Source organism: Photobacterium sp. SKA34, assembly GCF_000153325.1.
Classification (GTDB): domain Bacteria; phylum Pseudomonadota; class Gammaproteobacteria; order Enterobacterales; family Vibrionaceae; genus Photobacterium.
The window spans coordinates 1,308,575-1,323,684 of record NZ_CH724141.1; the positions used below are offsets into that span (position 1 = coordinate 1,308,575).

Consider the following 15,110-nt stretch of genomic DNA (forward strand, 5'->3'; position numbering starts at 1 on the left):
TTTATGTCATCTACAGTTTTACTCTTGAGTGTAATAGCGGCTCCGCTTATCGCATCTATAATCAGTTTATTGTCGTACTTTGCTGGAAGTAGTGTACGTAAAGGCGCTATTTGTCTGCATGTTATTAGTACTATTATCGTATTAGTTGGTACGAGCACTTTAGCCTGGTCTGTCTTTACTCAAGGTCCACTATTGGCACTGGATAGTTGGTTTTACCTTGATGGATTATCTGGATTGTTTATTGCGGTATTAGGTGTTGTTGGATTTATTACCGGTCTTTATTCGTTGGGATACATTGGTCACGAATATAAAGAAGGTGAGATCGACGGTAAAAAAGTATCGCTATACTACGGCTTATTTAATTTGTTCTTAGCCACAATGCTTATCTCGGTTGCGTCTAATAATGTGATTATGATGTGGGTTGCGATTGAAGCAACAACCGTCAGCTCTGTATTTTTAGTTGGCTTGTACGGTAAGCGTTCTTCTTTAGAAGCGGCTTGGAAATATATTGTTATTTGTAGTGTCGGTGTTGCTTTCGGTCTATTTGGTTCGATTCTCGCTTATTCAAATGCTGCAGCCGTATTATCACCGATTGATCACCCTGTTTTATGGACGACGATAAAAGAGAATGCCACGTTACTTGATCCAACGTTGGTGCATCTTTCCTTTGTTTTCATCATTATTGGTTTTGGTACGAAAACAGGCTTGTTCCCTATGCATGCCTGGTTACCTGACGCTCACTCAGAAGCTCCGAGTCCTGTTAGTGCATTATTATCTGCAGGCCTTCTAAACTGTGCGCTGTTGGTTATTTTGCGTTACTACATCATTACGGTTAAAGCTATTGGTCCGCATTTCCCACAAATGCTGTTAATGACCTTTGGCTTTCTTTCTGTAGCTGTTGCTGCATTCTTCATCATTACTCAGCGAGATATCAAACGTTTATTAGCGTATTCAAGTGTCGAAAATATGGGATTGATAACACTTGCGATTGGCTTAGGTCCTATCGGTGTTATTGCTGGTTTATTACATGTGATTAATCACAGTTTGGGTAAGACATTAATGTTTTGTGGAGCCGGTAATATCCTGTTGAAATTTGGTTCAAGAAATATTGATGAAGTGAAAGGCATTATGCGTGTCGCACCGGTAACAGCCGTTTTAGTTGGTGTTGGTGCGCTAGCGCTTGGCGGTGTGCCTCCATTTAATCTATTCATTAGTGAGTTTATGGTAGTTACTGCAGGTATTAGCTCGGGTAATACCATGTTTACAATCATCTTGTTATTGATGTTAACCATTGTATTAGCCGGTTTGGCAAGAATGGTTGCTAGCTGTGTTCTTGGGCCTAAACCTGATCTTATTGAAAGAGGGGAATTAGGTTTCATGACAACAGCTCCACTTGTTTTGTTATTAATAGCCATGGTCATTATGGGGACTGCTATTCCTCAACCTGTACTTACTGGACTAGATCATGCGGCCTTGGTTGTATTAGACAGTCAAGATACAACCATAATTGATGCCTTACATCTTCCTTGGGAGTCGTCACCGTCTTCCCATACAACAACAGCTTCTGTAGCCCTTAAATAAAGAGAGATGAGTGTAATATGTTTGAACTCAATGATAATAATCAAAAAAAAGGCGCTAACTACGTTGCTGGTGTTCGTCACTTTTTCCCATCAGCCATTATTGATGAAGAGTGGCAAACGGATAATCAAGTAACAATTACGGTAAAAATGACCTCGCTAATCGAAGTGATGAAGTGGCTTTATTACGATCAAGGGGGCTGGTTAACAGTAACATTTGGTAATGACGAGCGTAGCCTAAATGGTCACTTTGCTGTCTACCACGCGCTTTCTATGGAAGGTGAAGTGAAAAGTTGGGTAACAGTAAAAGTATTAGTAGATGCTAATAGCCAAGAGTTTATATCTATCACTCCAACAATACCTGCAGCGGTTTGGGGCGAACGTGAAATTCGTGACATGTATGGCTTACGTCCTGTTGGTTTACCTGATGAGCGTCGATTAGTCTTACCTGATGATTGGCCTGAAGATCTCCATCCATTAAGAAAAGATGCGATGGATTATCGTCAGCGTCCTCAGCCAACGACTGAAACCGAAACTTACCAGTTTGATAACCAATTAGGTGATGATAGCAACCGCATAGTACCTGTTGGCCCATTACACATTACCTCTGATGAGCCTGGTCACTTCCGTTTATTCGTTGATGGTGAAGACATTGTTGATGCGGACTACCGCATGTTCTACGTTCACCGTGGTATGGAAAAACTGGCAGAAACACGTATGGGTTACCATGAGGTAGCGCAGTTAACTGACCGTGTTTGTGGTATCTGTGGCTTTACCCATAGTGTGGGTTATAGCAACACCATCGAAAATGCATTATCGGTTGATGTGCCATTCCGCGCCAAAATGATCCGTACTGTTTTACTTGAAGTTGAGCGTCTTCACAGCCACTTGTTAAACATTGGTCTCTCGAGCCACTTTGTCGGTTTTGATTCTGGTTTCATGCAGTTCTTTCGCGTACGTGAAAAAACGATGGAATTGGCGGAAATATTAACCGGTGCACGTAAAACTTACGGCATGAATTTGATTGGTGGTGTGCGTCGCGATTTCTTGAAAGAACAACGCCTTAAAGGTATTGCGTTAGTTAAAGAAGTACGCAAAACCTTTACTGAGTTAGTAGAAGTACTCCTCGCAACGCCCAATATTGAAAGCCGTATTGCTGGAGTTGGTATTTTGTCGAAGCAAGTTGCACGTGATTACAGTCCAGTTGGTCCTCTTATTCGTGCAAGTGGCTTTAATCGAGATGTTCGAACCGTTCATGGTCAGTCTTTAGAGTCTTATGGTGATGTTCCGATGGAATTACAAACCATGGATGGCGGTGATGTTCAGTCTCGTGTGATGGTTCGTATCCGTGAAGTATTCGACTCTTTAAACATTGTGGAATATGGTCTCGATCATTTACCACCAGGTGCTATTTTAACCGAAAGTTTTGACTACGTACCTAACAAGTTTGCTTTAGGCTTTACAGAAGCACCACGTGGGGAAAATGTTCACTGGAGCATGACGGGGGATAACCAAAAACTATTCCGCTGGCGTTGTCGTGCAGCGACGTATGCGAACTGGCCTACGTTACGTTACATGTTACGAGGTAACACTGTTGCTGACGCGCCGTTAATTATCGGTAGTTTGGATCCATGCTACTCATGTACTGACCGTGTCACCATTGTTGATACTAAGAAGAAGCGTAGCAAAACTATTCCATATAAAGCGATTGAGCAATACAGCATCGACCGTAAAAATTCACCGTTTAAGCTGTAGGAGGCGATGTGTTTAAATTATTAAAGACTGTCTTAAAAACCGGTGAAGTTACAACTAAATATCCATTCTCACCACTGGAAGTTAATGAAGATTTTCGAGGTAAGCCAGAGCTAGATGCGGATCAGTGTCTTTCTTGTGCTGCGTGTATGCGTGCTTGTCCCGCTAATGCATTGATAATGGAAACTGACGTAAAAGCAGGAACTCGCCGCTGGGAGCTCTCTCTTGCTAGGTGCATTTATTGCGGTCGTTGCGAGGAAGTATGTCCAACGCACGCTATAAAGTTATCGCAAAATTTTGAATTAGCAGTAACAAATAAAGCCGATTTATATGAAAGTGCGACATTCCAGTTAGAAAATTGTTGTGAGTGTGAACGTCCATTCGTTGCTCGTAAATTATTAGAGTATGTACTTGATACAATGGAGCAAAGCGGTTTAAGCCGTGATCAATTAGATTTACGTCGCCAACAACTAGAAACCTGCCCAGAATGTCGCCGTCGTAATAATATGCTGGATAGCGAGAATGTAAGTCATCTACGTTTCCTTGAGGAGTCAAAGTGAAAGGTATCAAACAACTAGTAGGCACTGCACATACTGAAACGGTACCTGTTGAATTACCGCCGAATAGCCAAAAGCTAAAAGATGCATTGATCAAAGAAATTCGCCGTTCAGCCTATGTATATCGTATTGACTGTGGCGGTTGCAATGCCTGTGAAATTGAAATCTTTGCAGCCACGACCCCCGTTTTTGATACCGAACGTTTCGGAATTAAGATTGTTGCTTCGCCACGTCATGCAGATATTTTGCTGTATACAGGGTCAGTAACACGTGCAATGCGAGCACCTGCCTTGCGAGCATATGAAGCTGCTCCAGACCCAAAGATTGTTATTTCTTATGGTGCATGTGGCTGTGATGGCGGTATATTCCATGACTTATATTGTGTATGGGGCGGTACTGACAAGATTGTACCTGTAGATGTATACATTCCAGGTTGTCCACCAACCCCCGCGGCAACGATTTACGGTTTTGCTGTAGCGTTAGGTTTGTTAGATCAAAAGTTGAAAACTAAAACACATACCCCTGATGAACAAAAAGCGAGCCTTAAACACACAGAAATCCCACTGGATATAAAGGTGATGATTGAGCGTCAAGCCCGCTTACTTGCAGGTTATGTTCAAGGCCAACGTATTGCAGATGAAGTGATGGATGTATTGGCAACCTGTAGTACTGATAACGTTGATAGCAAGATTGCGGATTACTTAGCGGAAAAAGACGATCCACGTTTAACAGAAATCGTAAATATTCTGCTGAGCAAAACTATGTCAGCATTAACGGGACAACCTGCGTGTGCGACAGAGCAAAAAGCGTGTTGCGGAGGAGATCATGCCTAATAGCAAGATTGCCGATTTACCTGAAGAATTAACGCAATCTCGCCACCTTGAGAAAAATGTATATTTCTACAGCTTAGGTCGTAAGTTTGTTGATGAAAGTTATGATGTTCCAGAAGAAGCCAAGCAAATTATGTACTATAGCTTGGCGATTGGTCACCATCTTGGTGTTGTGGATTGCTTAGATGCAGTATTGAAATGTTCAGGTCATGAGTACCTTGACTGGATCAGTGGATTAGACCAAAGCGGTGAAGCATTTCGTAAAATGAAAGGCTTTCTGGTGTTTGGTGAAATCACGATTTACCCAGAGCATTTAAACATGCTGGCACTGGCGTTTGATGGTATTGATAGCGCGATTCAAAGTGAGAAGTCAAAGCAGTTAACTCATGGATTTATTGAAGCCTTAGGGGATATTCATCGCGAACAAACCATGTATATGATGATCCGGGGAGGGCAGTAATCGTGCTAGAGGAAATTAATCTCTCTTCTGTCATGGGCGTAACGGTGTCGAATGACGATGTCGATCTGTCGGTCAGCAATATTGTATTGACTGTTGGTAACAACATGATGGCAGACGATGGTGCTGGTCCATTACTTGCTAAGATGATGAAAGAGAATCCTATAGCGGATTGGAGCGTGCTGGAAGGTGGCTCGATGCCTGAAGATTGTTTACATCTTATTCGTAAAGCGATGCCGAAACGGGTGCTGGTGGTTGATGCCGCAGATATTGGTGAAGAAGCAGGGGAAGTACGAATCATTGATCCTGAAACCATCGTTGATATGTATGTGGTGTCTACCCACAGTTTGCCGCTGAATTTCTTAATTGATGAATTGAAGACTTTTGTACCAGAAGTGATCTTTGTGGGTATTCAACCTGCGATTGTTGCTTTTTCATTCCCTTTAACGGAAATGGTACAACATGGTGTTGAGCAAATTTATCAACAATTATCAACTTGGCAAGGCTCGGGCGGATTCACCCACTGCTAGCATTAAACTGCGATGGTGACGATGCTTAATCGTTTACCTGTCGATAAAGTGTCGACGATATGTGACGAAGTATGTCGATGATGGTTATCGATACATATTGGACATGTTCATTGCTGTAAATAAAGCCTGATTACTATCAGGCTTTATTTTTTTGTCTTAAATATTAATAGGTTGAGTTTTTAATACTCAAGGTGTAAAAACTGGCATAGCTCATGCTTATCAGGTATTGCAATGCAGATAAGTATTGCGATGTATCGACATAAACAAGGGATACACCATGAACAGATTTGTTTTTGCAGATCCAAACTTGTGTATTGGATGCCGAACTTGTGAAATTGCTTGTGCGTTATCGCATCAAGATGAAAACACAATAGCAGGAATGGAAGTTTCGGATTTTTCACCACGTTTAACTGTTGTGAAGAATGCTCATGTAACTACACCTGTGATGTGTCGTCAATGTGACGATGCACCGTGTGCTCAGGTTTGCCCCAATAACGCTATCGTTTTAGAAGATGGCTTTGTAAAAGTGATTCAATCACGTTGTATAGGTTGTAAAACCTGCGTTATTGCATGCCCCTACGGTGCAATGAACGTTGTCACAGCGATGGTTGAAGAAACAAAGGGAGCGGCGTTATTCAAACGTCACGTTCCTCAAAGTCAGGCATTAAAATGTGATTTATGCAACCACCAAGAAACAGGACCAGCTTGTATACAAGTTTGTCCTACGGGTGCTATTCGAATCATAGAGCCTGAGATGCTATCTGAGACTAGCCAACAAAGACGAGAAGCGGCTGCAATGAGCGCTGTAATAGCGACCGGCTGTTAATGAAATCGTTTAATTTTTAGGTAGTGTGAAATTTAATATTAAAACATAAGGTTAATATGAAAAAATCAATTGTTGTTTGTCCCTACTGTGGTACTGGGTGCAAACTAAAATTGGTTGTCGAAAATAACAAAGTTATTGCAGCAGAGCCTGCAGATGGTCGCACAAATGAAGGCCAACTGTGTTTAAAAGGCTATTATGGCTGGGATTTTCTTAATGACACCAATTTATTAACACCGCGCTTGAAGCAACCCATGATTCGCCGAAGCCGTGAAGCGGCACTAGAAGCTGTTTCGTGGGAAGAAGCTATCGACTTTGCTAGTGAAAAGCTATTGGCGATAAAGAAAGAATATGGTCCCGATGCGATTCTGACAACTGGTTCAGCACGTGGCCCAGGTAATGAAGCAAACTATGTGATGCAGAAGTTCACACGTGCAGTGATAGGGACGAACAACGTCGATCACTGCGCTAGGGTGTGACACGCTCCATCAGTCTCCGGTCTGGAGACAACAGTAGGTAATGGTGCAATGAGTAACGCTATTACTGAAATTCAAAAATCTAAATGTTTACTCATATTCGGTTACAACGCGGCTGATTCTCATCCAGTTGTAGCAAGACACATTCTAAAGGCTCGTGCTAATGGCGCTAAGATCATTGTTTGTGATCCTCGCAAAATTGAATCTGCACGTGTTGCTGATCAGTGGTTAGGACTTAAAAATGGTTCTAACATGGCACTGGTTAATGCATTAGCTCATGTAATTATCGAAGAAAACTTATACGATAAGTCTTATGTAGAAAATTATACCGAAGGTTTTACGGAGTTTCGTAAAATTGTTTCTGGTTATGCTCCCGAGGACCTAGAGGGTATTACTGGTCTAAAAGCTGCTGATGTTCGTGCTGCTGCTCGAACTTATGCCAATGCATCTGAAGCTATGATTCTGTGGGGAATGGGTGTTACACAGTTTGGTCAGGCGACAGATGTGGTTCGGGGTTTGGCTGGTTTAGCACTGTTAACTGGTAACTTTGGTCGTGAAGGTGTGGGTTGTGGACCTGTTCGCGGACAAAATAATGTACAAGGTACCTGTGATATGGGTATGTTGCCGCATCAGTTTCCAGATTACCAGTCTGTTGAAGATCCAGAAATACGTGAAAAGTTTGAGAAAGCCTGGGGCGTAAAACTTTCTGGCACGCCAGGTTATCGTTTAACCGAAGTCGGCCATAAAGCTGATGAAGGTATTTGTAAGGCTTTTTATGTCTTCGGAGAAGATCCAGCTCAAACTGAAGCTGATTTAGCTGCAATGCGTGAAACTATGCGTAAATTGGATCTGGTTATTGTTCAAGATATCTTTATGACCCAAACTGCTGAATTTGCAGATATTATATTCCCAGCGACGAGTTGGGGAGAGCATGAAGGCGTTTACAGCAGTGCCGACCGTGGTTTTCAGCGTTTTTACAAAGCAGTTAAACCTACTGGTGATGTTAAGCCTGATTGGGAAATCTTCAGCCTATTAGCGACAAAATGGGTTATCCAATGTCGTATAATAATACTGAAGAAATTTGGGATGAACTTCGTCAATTATGTCCTGATTATGCTGGCGTTACTTACGAAAAGATGGAAGGTCTTAAAGATGTTCAATGGCCATGTCCGACAGAGGATCATCCAGGAACATCATTCCTATTCGAAGGCAATAAATTTACTACGCCATCAGGTAAAGGACAGTTAATTGCGGCAGAATGGCGTGCACCATTAGAACAAACGGATGCTGAGTACCCACTAGTGCTTTCTACCGTTCGTGAAGTGGGACATTACTCTTGTCGATCGATGACTGGTAACTGTAGTGCTCTGCAAACACTGGCAGATGAACCTGGTTACGTACAGATGCACCCTGATGATGCGCGTCAATTAGGCATTGATGATCAACAGTTGGTTTGGGTGTCTTCTCGCCGCGGTAAAGTTATTTCACGTGCAAATTACAATGATCGTGTAAATAAGGGCGTGGTATACATGACTTACCAATGGTGGATCGGTGCATGTAATGAGTTAACCATTGAGCATGTGGATCCAATTTCAAGCACACCTGAATTTAAATATTGTGCCGTTAAGGTAGAAAATATTGAAGATCAGTCATGGGCAGAAAATTACGTACAAACAGAATACACTAATTTGAAAGCACGTTTGAAGAACCATGTTGTTAATGCTTAATAACAAAAATTGAGTTTATTTTTTTATTTTACTATTCAAATAAACCATTAATGAAAATAAGGTTTCCAAGATGGAATGTTGTATATTTCAAATTTGGAAACCTTATATTTAATTGTTTTGCGGTATATTGCTACTAGTCATTAACATCGCTCAAATAATTAGCATTAATTTTGTTTTTTATCATAGTTTGCATTTATATTTATTGTTTATTGATTGATATCAATACTTGGTTATTGAAAACATTGAAAATTGTATAATAAATGCTTGAATTACTACTCTCTATTCGAGCGATATTATTATCAAGAGTTAATATTAACATGGAACTTTTTGAAAGTGATTTGATGACTTTTTCAAAAGCCTTATTATCAATCAATGATATTTCAGGCGTTATGGATTTTCTAAATAACGAAGATCTATTATTTATCAACGTTGAACGTGTGAATCTACTTTTAAAAAATGATCTTGATAGTCAACCAAACCTTTACTACCTTGATCAAGATAAACAATGTCAGCAATTTGATTACACAGGCTCAAGTATTGGGCTTCATGACGTTAGCATGCGTGACTATTACCATCAGATGGATGGTGAAACGCTATATCAAACTTTTCCTCAGCTAGAAAGTCATCCCGCGTATGACTCAGTTTTTAATTATTGCAAAATACCGCTATCTATTTGTAATCAACATTTAGGTGCTATTGAATATATTAACTTAACTATGCCTGATGATAGTGAGAGCGAGAAGCAATTCAAATTATTTAATAATATGATTTCAGCAATGATTGAGCATATTATAGATCACCAAACTGCATCAACGTTTACTAAAAAATTAACAACTGAAAAAAATAATTTTCAGGTGTTAGTTGATGTGACGAATACTGTTATATGTCAAAGTACAAAAAAAGAATTGATAGGCTCATTATTGCAATTTTTATTTCAGCATTTTGGTATGACTGATCTATCGATTATTCAATTACAGGATGGGCATTACAATCAACATTCTGCTTGTTTTATTAATAATGAAATTGATTATCAATGTCATTTTTTTACCAATGATAAATTAATTAAAAATGCAATTAAGAATAATCAACCAGTATTTTTAAATGCGATAGATATAAAAAAAATGCAGGCTGATCATAATTGCCCGTACTTTCCTAGTCGTGTTAAAACCGCTTGTGTTATGCCACTCGTATTTAGAGGCATTGCGGTGGGCTACATCAGTTTTATGAAGTCTATTGAAGCTGCTTATCAAAACACGGATCTTGAGTTATTTAAACAGATAGCTGCGCGTGTTGCTTTAGCAATGCATAGTATAAAAACACACCAAGCGAGTATTCCAAATCAACCTATCACTAAGTTTATAAACATAGATGAAGGGATGGGTGAACACGTTATTTTTGACGATATTATTAGTCAAAGTGAAGTGATGAATAAAGTCCTTGAACAAGTTGCTCTTGTTGCTAGTTGTGACAGTACAGTATTGATTTTAGGAGAGTCTGGGACAGGAAAGGAATTAATTGCTCGTGCTATCCATAAGTTAAGCCTGCGCAGCAAAACGAATATGGTGAAGATGAATTGTGCCGCCATTCCTGCTGGTTTATTTGAAAGTGAACTGTTTGGTCATGAACGTGGCGCATTTACTGGCGCTATTAGCCAGCGTGTTGGTCGTTTTGAGCAAGCGCATAAAGGTACGTTATTTTTAGATGAAATTGGTGATATGCCGTTAGATCTTCAGCCTAAATTATTACGTGCATTACAAGAAAATGAAATCGAACGTGTGGGTAAGAACGCATTGATAAGTGTTGATGTGCGAATTGTTGTTGCCACTAATGTTGATTTATTAAGGCGTGTAGAAGAAAAGAAATTTCGTAATGATCTTTATTATCGCTTGAATGTTTTTCCTATCCAAATTCCGCCATTACGTGAACGTGCTGAAGATATCCCGTTATTGGTTAAACATTTTACCCGTGAATTAGCAAAAAAAATGGGCAAAAAAATTACGGCAATTGCTGCCGAAGATTTAGCGGTTATGAGTGCATTTCCATGGCCGGGAAACGTTCGTGAATTGTGTAATTTTGTTGAACGCTCTGTGATTTTAACTCGTGGTAATTTGCTTAATGTCCCCGTTCATGAGTTAAAAACCTCGCCTCATTCTGTCAGTGTACCAACAGAGAATGTCCCCCCTGTTGAGCCTACTGGAGCTATCAATACGCCAGAACCAGCAATGAAAGGTGACGTAGTTAAACCCATTATAGATAAAGCTGACGTTATCAAAGCATTAAAGGCTTGTCATGGTGTGGTGGCTGGGCCGAATGGTGCGGCAAACCAATTAGGATTGAAACGAACAACTTTATTATCTCGAATGCAGAAAATGGGGATCAATAGCCAAGATTTTCGAGGTGGTATCTGATGCGTTTAATACCAGCCTACATTTTTATCTAATTATAGGAACACTATTTTGACCACTCTTGATGTGCAATCAACCGATGCCGTTAGTGATGCTTGTCAGCGTCCGATCATTCGCTATCGCAAAGGAGAAAGCGATTTTAAAGAGATGGATTTCATTATTGAAGAAACGCCTGTTGCTCTTGCGTTTAATGGTGTTGCGTACACAGTGATGATGTGTACGCCTCATGATTTAGAGCAGTTTGCGATTGGTTTTTCATTGTCTGAGGGAATTATCGATCATCACCGTGATATTCACGATATGGTGATTACACATCATGATAATGGGATAAATCTTGATATTACAGTTGCAAATCGTTGTGCTGAGCGTTTGAAGTTGAAACGTCGTTCATTAGCGGGTTTAACAGGCTGCGGTATTTGTGGTGAGGAAAAATTAGAAACCGTATGCCGAATGCTAATGCCTTTGCCGATAACAGTTGAGTTTGATTTAAGTCATTTAGAGCAAGCGTTACAGCAATTACTTGAACACCAAGCACTTAACCAACTGACTGGTGCTGCACATGCGGCAGCATATATCGACGGCAATGGTCAATTACTCGCAACATTTGAAGATGTTGGTCGCCATATCGCGCTGGATAAATTAATTGGCTATATCCATCAACAACGTTTATCTGGCGGCGCTGTGTTAGTCACAAGTCGCGCTAGTTTTGAAATGGTACAAAAGGCGGCCTCAGCAGGTGTTGAAGTGTTACTTGCCATATCTTCTGCAACAAAAATGGCCGTCGATTTAGCGGATCGTTTAAATATGACGTTATTAGGGCATTGTCGCCGTGGTCGAGCCGATGCTTATGCTCACCCAGAACGTGTTTTTGGCATGATTTGATCTTGTGATTTCATCGTACTTTACGCTCAGTCATAGCGTGAAGTGTTTTATAACTCTCCGGATCTCCGGTTACTTTAATTAAGAAGATAATAATATGAAAATGAAACATCTAATGTTGGGTTTGCTAACAACCTCTTTTTCTCCTCTTGCTTTAGCACACCCAGGTCACATTGGTCCTCATGCTTCTACATTCATGAGTGGTTTTGTCCACCCATTTACGGGCATGGATCACCTAAGTGTTATGGTGTGTGTGGGTCTATTAGCGGCTATGATGGGTGGTAAAGCGATTTCACGTTTACCTCTTGCTTTCATCTCAATCATGATTGTAGGTGCTGCTTTAGGTGTATCTGGTGTTGTGATCCCGGGTGTTGAACTAGGTATTGCTGTATCTGTAATTGCAATGGGCGGCATGTTATTAGCGGGTGGTCGTATATCTGCAAAAGTAGCAACAGGTGCGGTAATGGCATTTGCATTATTCCACGGTATGGCTCACGGTATGGAAATGCCTTTAGGTGCTACAACTGTTGAGTTCTTTATCGGCTTCGTACTAGCAACAGCAATTTTACATGCGTGTGGTGTTGTATTAGGTAAAGCTATCGCGGCTTCAGCTGCTAATCGTCGTGTTACTAATGTCCTAGGTGTCGTTATGGCGGCATTTGGTGGCATCTTAATGCTGTCTTAATTACAGGGCAGTAAGCGTGGCAGACAACATTGCACGACAATATATTCATATTACCGGCATTGTACAGGGGGTCGGGTTCCGCCCCTTTGTCTACCAACTAGCGACACAATATGCGCTAGTTGGTTCGGTGATCAATGATTCAGAAGGGGTGAAAATCGATGTGCAAGGCTCTCTTGAAATATTAGCTACTTTCACTTCGCAGTTAATCGACCAAGCGCCTCCTTTAAGTCGTATTGATGATGTGGCAATTCGCACTTTATCGCTATGGTCTGAATTGGAAAAGCCGAATACTTTTGGTATTGAGCAAAGTCAGTGCCGTGACAGCACAACGGTATCTATTTCACCTGATCAAGGGCTTTGTGATGCTTGTAAGCGGGATATTTCCAATCCAGACTCTCGATACTTCCAATATCCATTTACCAACTGTACCCATTGCGGTCCTCGTTACAGCATTATAAAAGCGCTACCTTATGATCGTGTAGCAACCAGTATGCAGGATTTTTCATTGTGTCCTGATTGTGCCGAGGCGTATCAAAATCCAGTAGATCGTCGTTATCATGCTCAGCCTATTAGCTGTGACTGCTGTGGTCCTTGGGTTACGCTTTATGATATACAACAGAGAGTCAAATCGAGTGCAGAATTACCGCTTGTTGCAACCAAACAAACAGCGATTGAGCAGCTTGCACAAAAGATAAAAGATGGTGAAATTGTTGCTATTAAAGGCATCGGTGGTTTTCATTTAATGTGTGATGCCACTAACGCACAAGCAGTAGCGAGTTTACGTAGGCTTAAACATCGTCAGTCAAAACCGTTAGCCATCATGGCGGCAAGTGATGATATTACCCATCAATTAGTTGAAGGTAGTGATGCTGAATGGGAAGCATTATACGCGCAAGCGAGACCTATTGTACTAATGAAAAAGCGCATAGATGTTGCTGCAGAAGAAGTGACACGAACAGATGGCGTGTTGGCTGAAAATGTTGCTCCGAATGTACCGTATCTAGGAATAATGCAGCCGTATACGCCATTGCATTATTTGTTGTTTGATAAATTAAAAGAAATAGATGCGACAAGTGCACTTGTGATGACCAGTGCGAACCTATCAGGGATGCCTATTGCCACTGAGTTAGCTCAAGTCTGTGCTCAATTTTCAGGGAAAATCAGCGGTGTTTTAGATCATAATCGTCCTATTGTGAGTGCGTGCGATGATAGCCTTGTACATTATGCTGGCGGAAAAATTCGTGTGCTGCGTATGGCAAGAGGCTATGCGCCAGTAAGCTATTTCGGTACAGGTAGTGAGCAAAGCACAGGTAATATCACCGTTGCCTTAGGTGCTGAGCAAAAATCAACGATAGGGTTAGCATTACCTCAGCAATGGCTCATATCTCCCTATATTGGTAATTTAGACGATCTTGATACCGAGTTGCGTTATCAAGAAACGGTTAACCATTTAACGGCACTTTATAATGTTAAGCCACAGCAGTTAGTGTGTGATAAACATCCTAACTATCATTCCTCTCAATTTGCTGAAAAATATCAAAGCAAAGCCAATTTAGCCGCGCCACTTTTAAAGGTGCAGCACCATCATGCCCATGTATTAGCTGTCATGGCTGAGCATAATATAACGGAGAGCGTTTTAGGTTTTACCTTTGATGGAACTGGGTGGGGGGACGATCACACCGTGTGGGGAGGAGAAGTTTTACTTTCTACACCACAAAGTTACCAGCGTGTCGGGCACTTGCGTCAATTTCGTTTAATAGGTGGCGAAAAAGCGATAAAAGAGCCTGCTCGTTTGTTATTTGCAATTTTATTGGAATTTTACTCTGTCGATGCGATTAAAGCGATGCAGTTATCAGCTTTTAAAGAGTGGAGTGACTCTTATTTCAATAACTTATACCGATTGTGGCAGACAGGTAGCCAATCGCCTTATACCTCATCGATGGGACGTTTGATTGATGCGTGGACAAGCTTGTTAGGTTTGGTTGATCGCGTTGATTATGAAGGTGAATGCGGATTGAAACTCGAACAAGCGGCAATGAAAGGTCGATGTCATCAACCTATTTCTTTTGCCGTTGATGCTAATGGTGTGATTGATTGGCAACCACTTTTTGAATATGCATTACCGCTTTTAAGTTTAGTTGCCGATGATAATCGCTCAGCATGGCGAAATTGTTTTGCGCACAGTTTTATTAGTGCCCTTGCTGATGTCATTGTCACCATCGGGAAAGCTTATAAGCCATTACCGATTGTTTTAGGCGGTGGGGTATTCCAAAACCGCGTATTAGTCGATGAAGTGTTTGAAAAAGCCAGCGCGCATAGTTTATCCATTTTTTGTGGTGAAGCACTTCCTGCTAATGATGCATCTATTGCAGCAGGTCAGTTGTGGTTTGCTATACATCAAAAATAAGAATG

The 15,110-nt window shown here is 41.0% G+C and carries 11 protein-coding genes and 1 pseudogene; all 12 read left to right on the plus strand.

Going from position 1 to position 15,110, the window contains the following annotated elements; genetic code table 11:
- The first annotated feature begins 3 nt into the window (after positions 1–3).
- The 12 genes and pseudogenes from SKA34_RS07080 to hypF all read left to right on the plus strand — a co-directional run bounded on the left by SKA34_RS07080 (position 4) and on the right by hypF (position 15,105).
- Entirely contained in the window at positions 4–1,581 is a 1,578-nt protein-coding gene (locus SKA34_RS07080; RefSeq protein ID WP_006644812.1) for a hydrogenase 4 subunit F, read from the plus strand.
- Positions 1,582–1,598: 17 nt separating this feature from the next.
- Entirely contained in the window at positions 1,599–3,332 is a 1,734-nt protein-coding gene (locus SKA34_RS07085) for an NADH-quinone oxidoreductase subunit C (RefSeq protein WP_006644813.1), read from the plus strand.
- An 8-nt stretch (positions 3,333–3,340) separates the two neighbouring features.
- Positions 3,341–3,889 carry a formate hydrogenlyase complex iron-sulfur subunit gene (locus tag SKA34_RS07090; RefSeq protein WP_006644814.1) on the plus strand — a complete coding sequence of 183 codons (549 nt, stop codon included), beginning with the start codon at positions 3,341–3,343 and terminating at the stop codon, positions 3,887–3,889.
- Positions 3,886–4,719, plus strand: a complete 834-nt coding sequence (locus SKA34_RS07095) for an NADH-quinone oxidoreductase subunit B family protein (protein ID WP_006644815.1) — start codon at positions 3,886–3,888, stop codon at positions 4,717–4,719. The genes SKA34_RS07090 and SKA34_RS07095 overlap by 4 nt, the downstream gene beginning before the upstream one ends.
- Positions 4,712–5,176: a formate hydrogenlyase maturation HycH family protein gene (locus SKA34_RS07100; protein WP_006644816.1), complete on the plus strand. Its 465-nt coding sequence runs from the start codon at positions 4,712–4,714 to the stop codon at positions 5,174–5,176. The genes SKA34_RS07095 and SKA34_RS07100 overlap by 8 nt, the downstream gene beginning before the upstream one ends.
- Before the next feature lie 32 nt (positions 5,177–5,208).
- Positions 5,209–5,703 (plus strand): hydrogenase maturation peptidase HycI, encoded by a 495-nt coding sequence (gene hycI, locus SKA34_RS07105; RefSeq protein ID WP_006644817.1) that lies wholly within the window; start codon positions 5,209–5,211, stop codon positions 5,701–5,703.
- Positions 5,704–5,980: 277 nt separating this feature from the next.
- Positions 5,981–6,529 (plus strand): 4Fe-4S dicluster domain-containing protein, encoded by a 549-nt coding sequence (locus tag SKA34_RS07110; protein WP_006644818.1) that lies wholly within the window; start codon positions 5,981–5,983, stop codon positions 6,527–6,529.
- A gap of 56 nt (positions 6,530–6,585) precedes the next feature.
- A pseudogene (gene fdhF / locus SKA34_RS07120) lies at positions 6,586–8,729 on the plus strand (formate dehydrogenase subunit alpha).
- Between the two features lie 260 nt (positions 8,730–8,989).
- Positions 8,990–11,137: a sigma 54-interacting transcriptional regulator gene (locus SKA34_RS07125; RefSeq protein ID WP_006644822.1), complete on the plus strand. Its 2,148-nt coding sequence runs from the start codon at positions 8,990–8,992 to the stop codon at positions 11,135–11,137.
- Between the two features lie 48 nt (positions 11,138–11,185).
- Complete coding sequence (fdhD, locus tag SKA34_RS07130) at positions 11,186–12,016, plus strand: formate dehydrogenase accessory sulfurtransferase FdhD (RefSeq protein ID WP_006644823.1); 831 nt, start codon at positions 11,186–11,188, stop codon at positions 12,014–12,016.
- 94 nt (positions 12,017–12,110) lie between these two features.
- A complete protein-coding gene (locus SKA34_RS07135; RefSeq protein WP_006644824.1) occupies positions 12,111–12,698 on the plus strand; it encodes a HupE/UreJ family protein in 588 nt (195 codons plus the stop codon).
- 16 nt (positions 12,699–12,714) lie between these two features.
- Complete coding sequence (hypF, locus tag SKA34_RS07140) at positions 12,715–15,105, plus strand: carbamoyltransferase HypF (protein WP_006644825.1); 2,391 nt, start codon at positions 12,715–12,717, stop codon at positions 15,103–15,105.
- Positions 15,106–15,110: the final 5 nt, after the last annotated feature.

Coding starts and splice junctions, on each gene's coding strand:
- SKA34_RS07080 (WP_006644812.1), top strand. CDS start 4: ATGTCATCTACAGTTTTACTCTTGAGTGTAATAGCGGCTCCGCTTATC.
- SKA34_RS07085 (WP_006644813.1), top strand. CDS start 1,599: ATGTTTGAACTCAATGATAATAATCAAAAAAAAGGCGCTAACTACGTT.
- SKA34_RS07100 (WP_006644816.1), top strand. CDS start 4,712: ATGCCTAATAGCAAGATTGCCGATTTACCTGAAGAATTAACGCAATCT.
- hycI (WP_006644817.1), top strand. CDS start 5,209: ATGGGCGTAACGGTGTCGAATGACGATGTCGATCTGTCGGTCAGCAAT.
- SKA34_RS07110 (WP_006644818.1), top strand. CDS start 5,981: ATGAACAGATTTGTTTTTGCAGATCCAAACTTGTGTATTGGATGCCGA.
- SKA34_RS07125 (WP_006644822.1), top strand. CDS start 8,990: ATGCTTGAATTACTACTCTCTATTCGAGCGATATTATTATCAAGAGTT.
- SKA34_RS07135 (WP_006644824.1), top strand. CDS start 12,111: ATGAAAATGAAACATCTAATGTTGGGTTTGCTAACAACCTCTTTTTCT.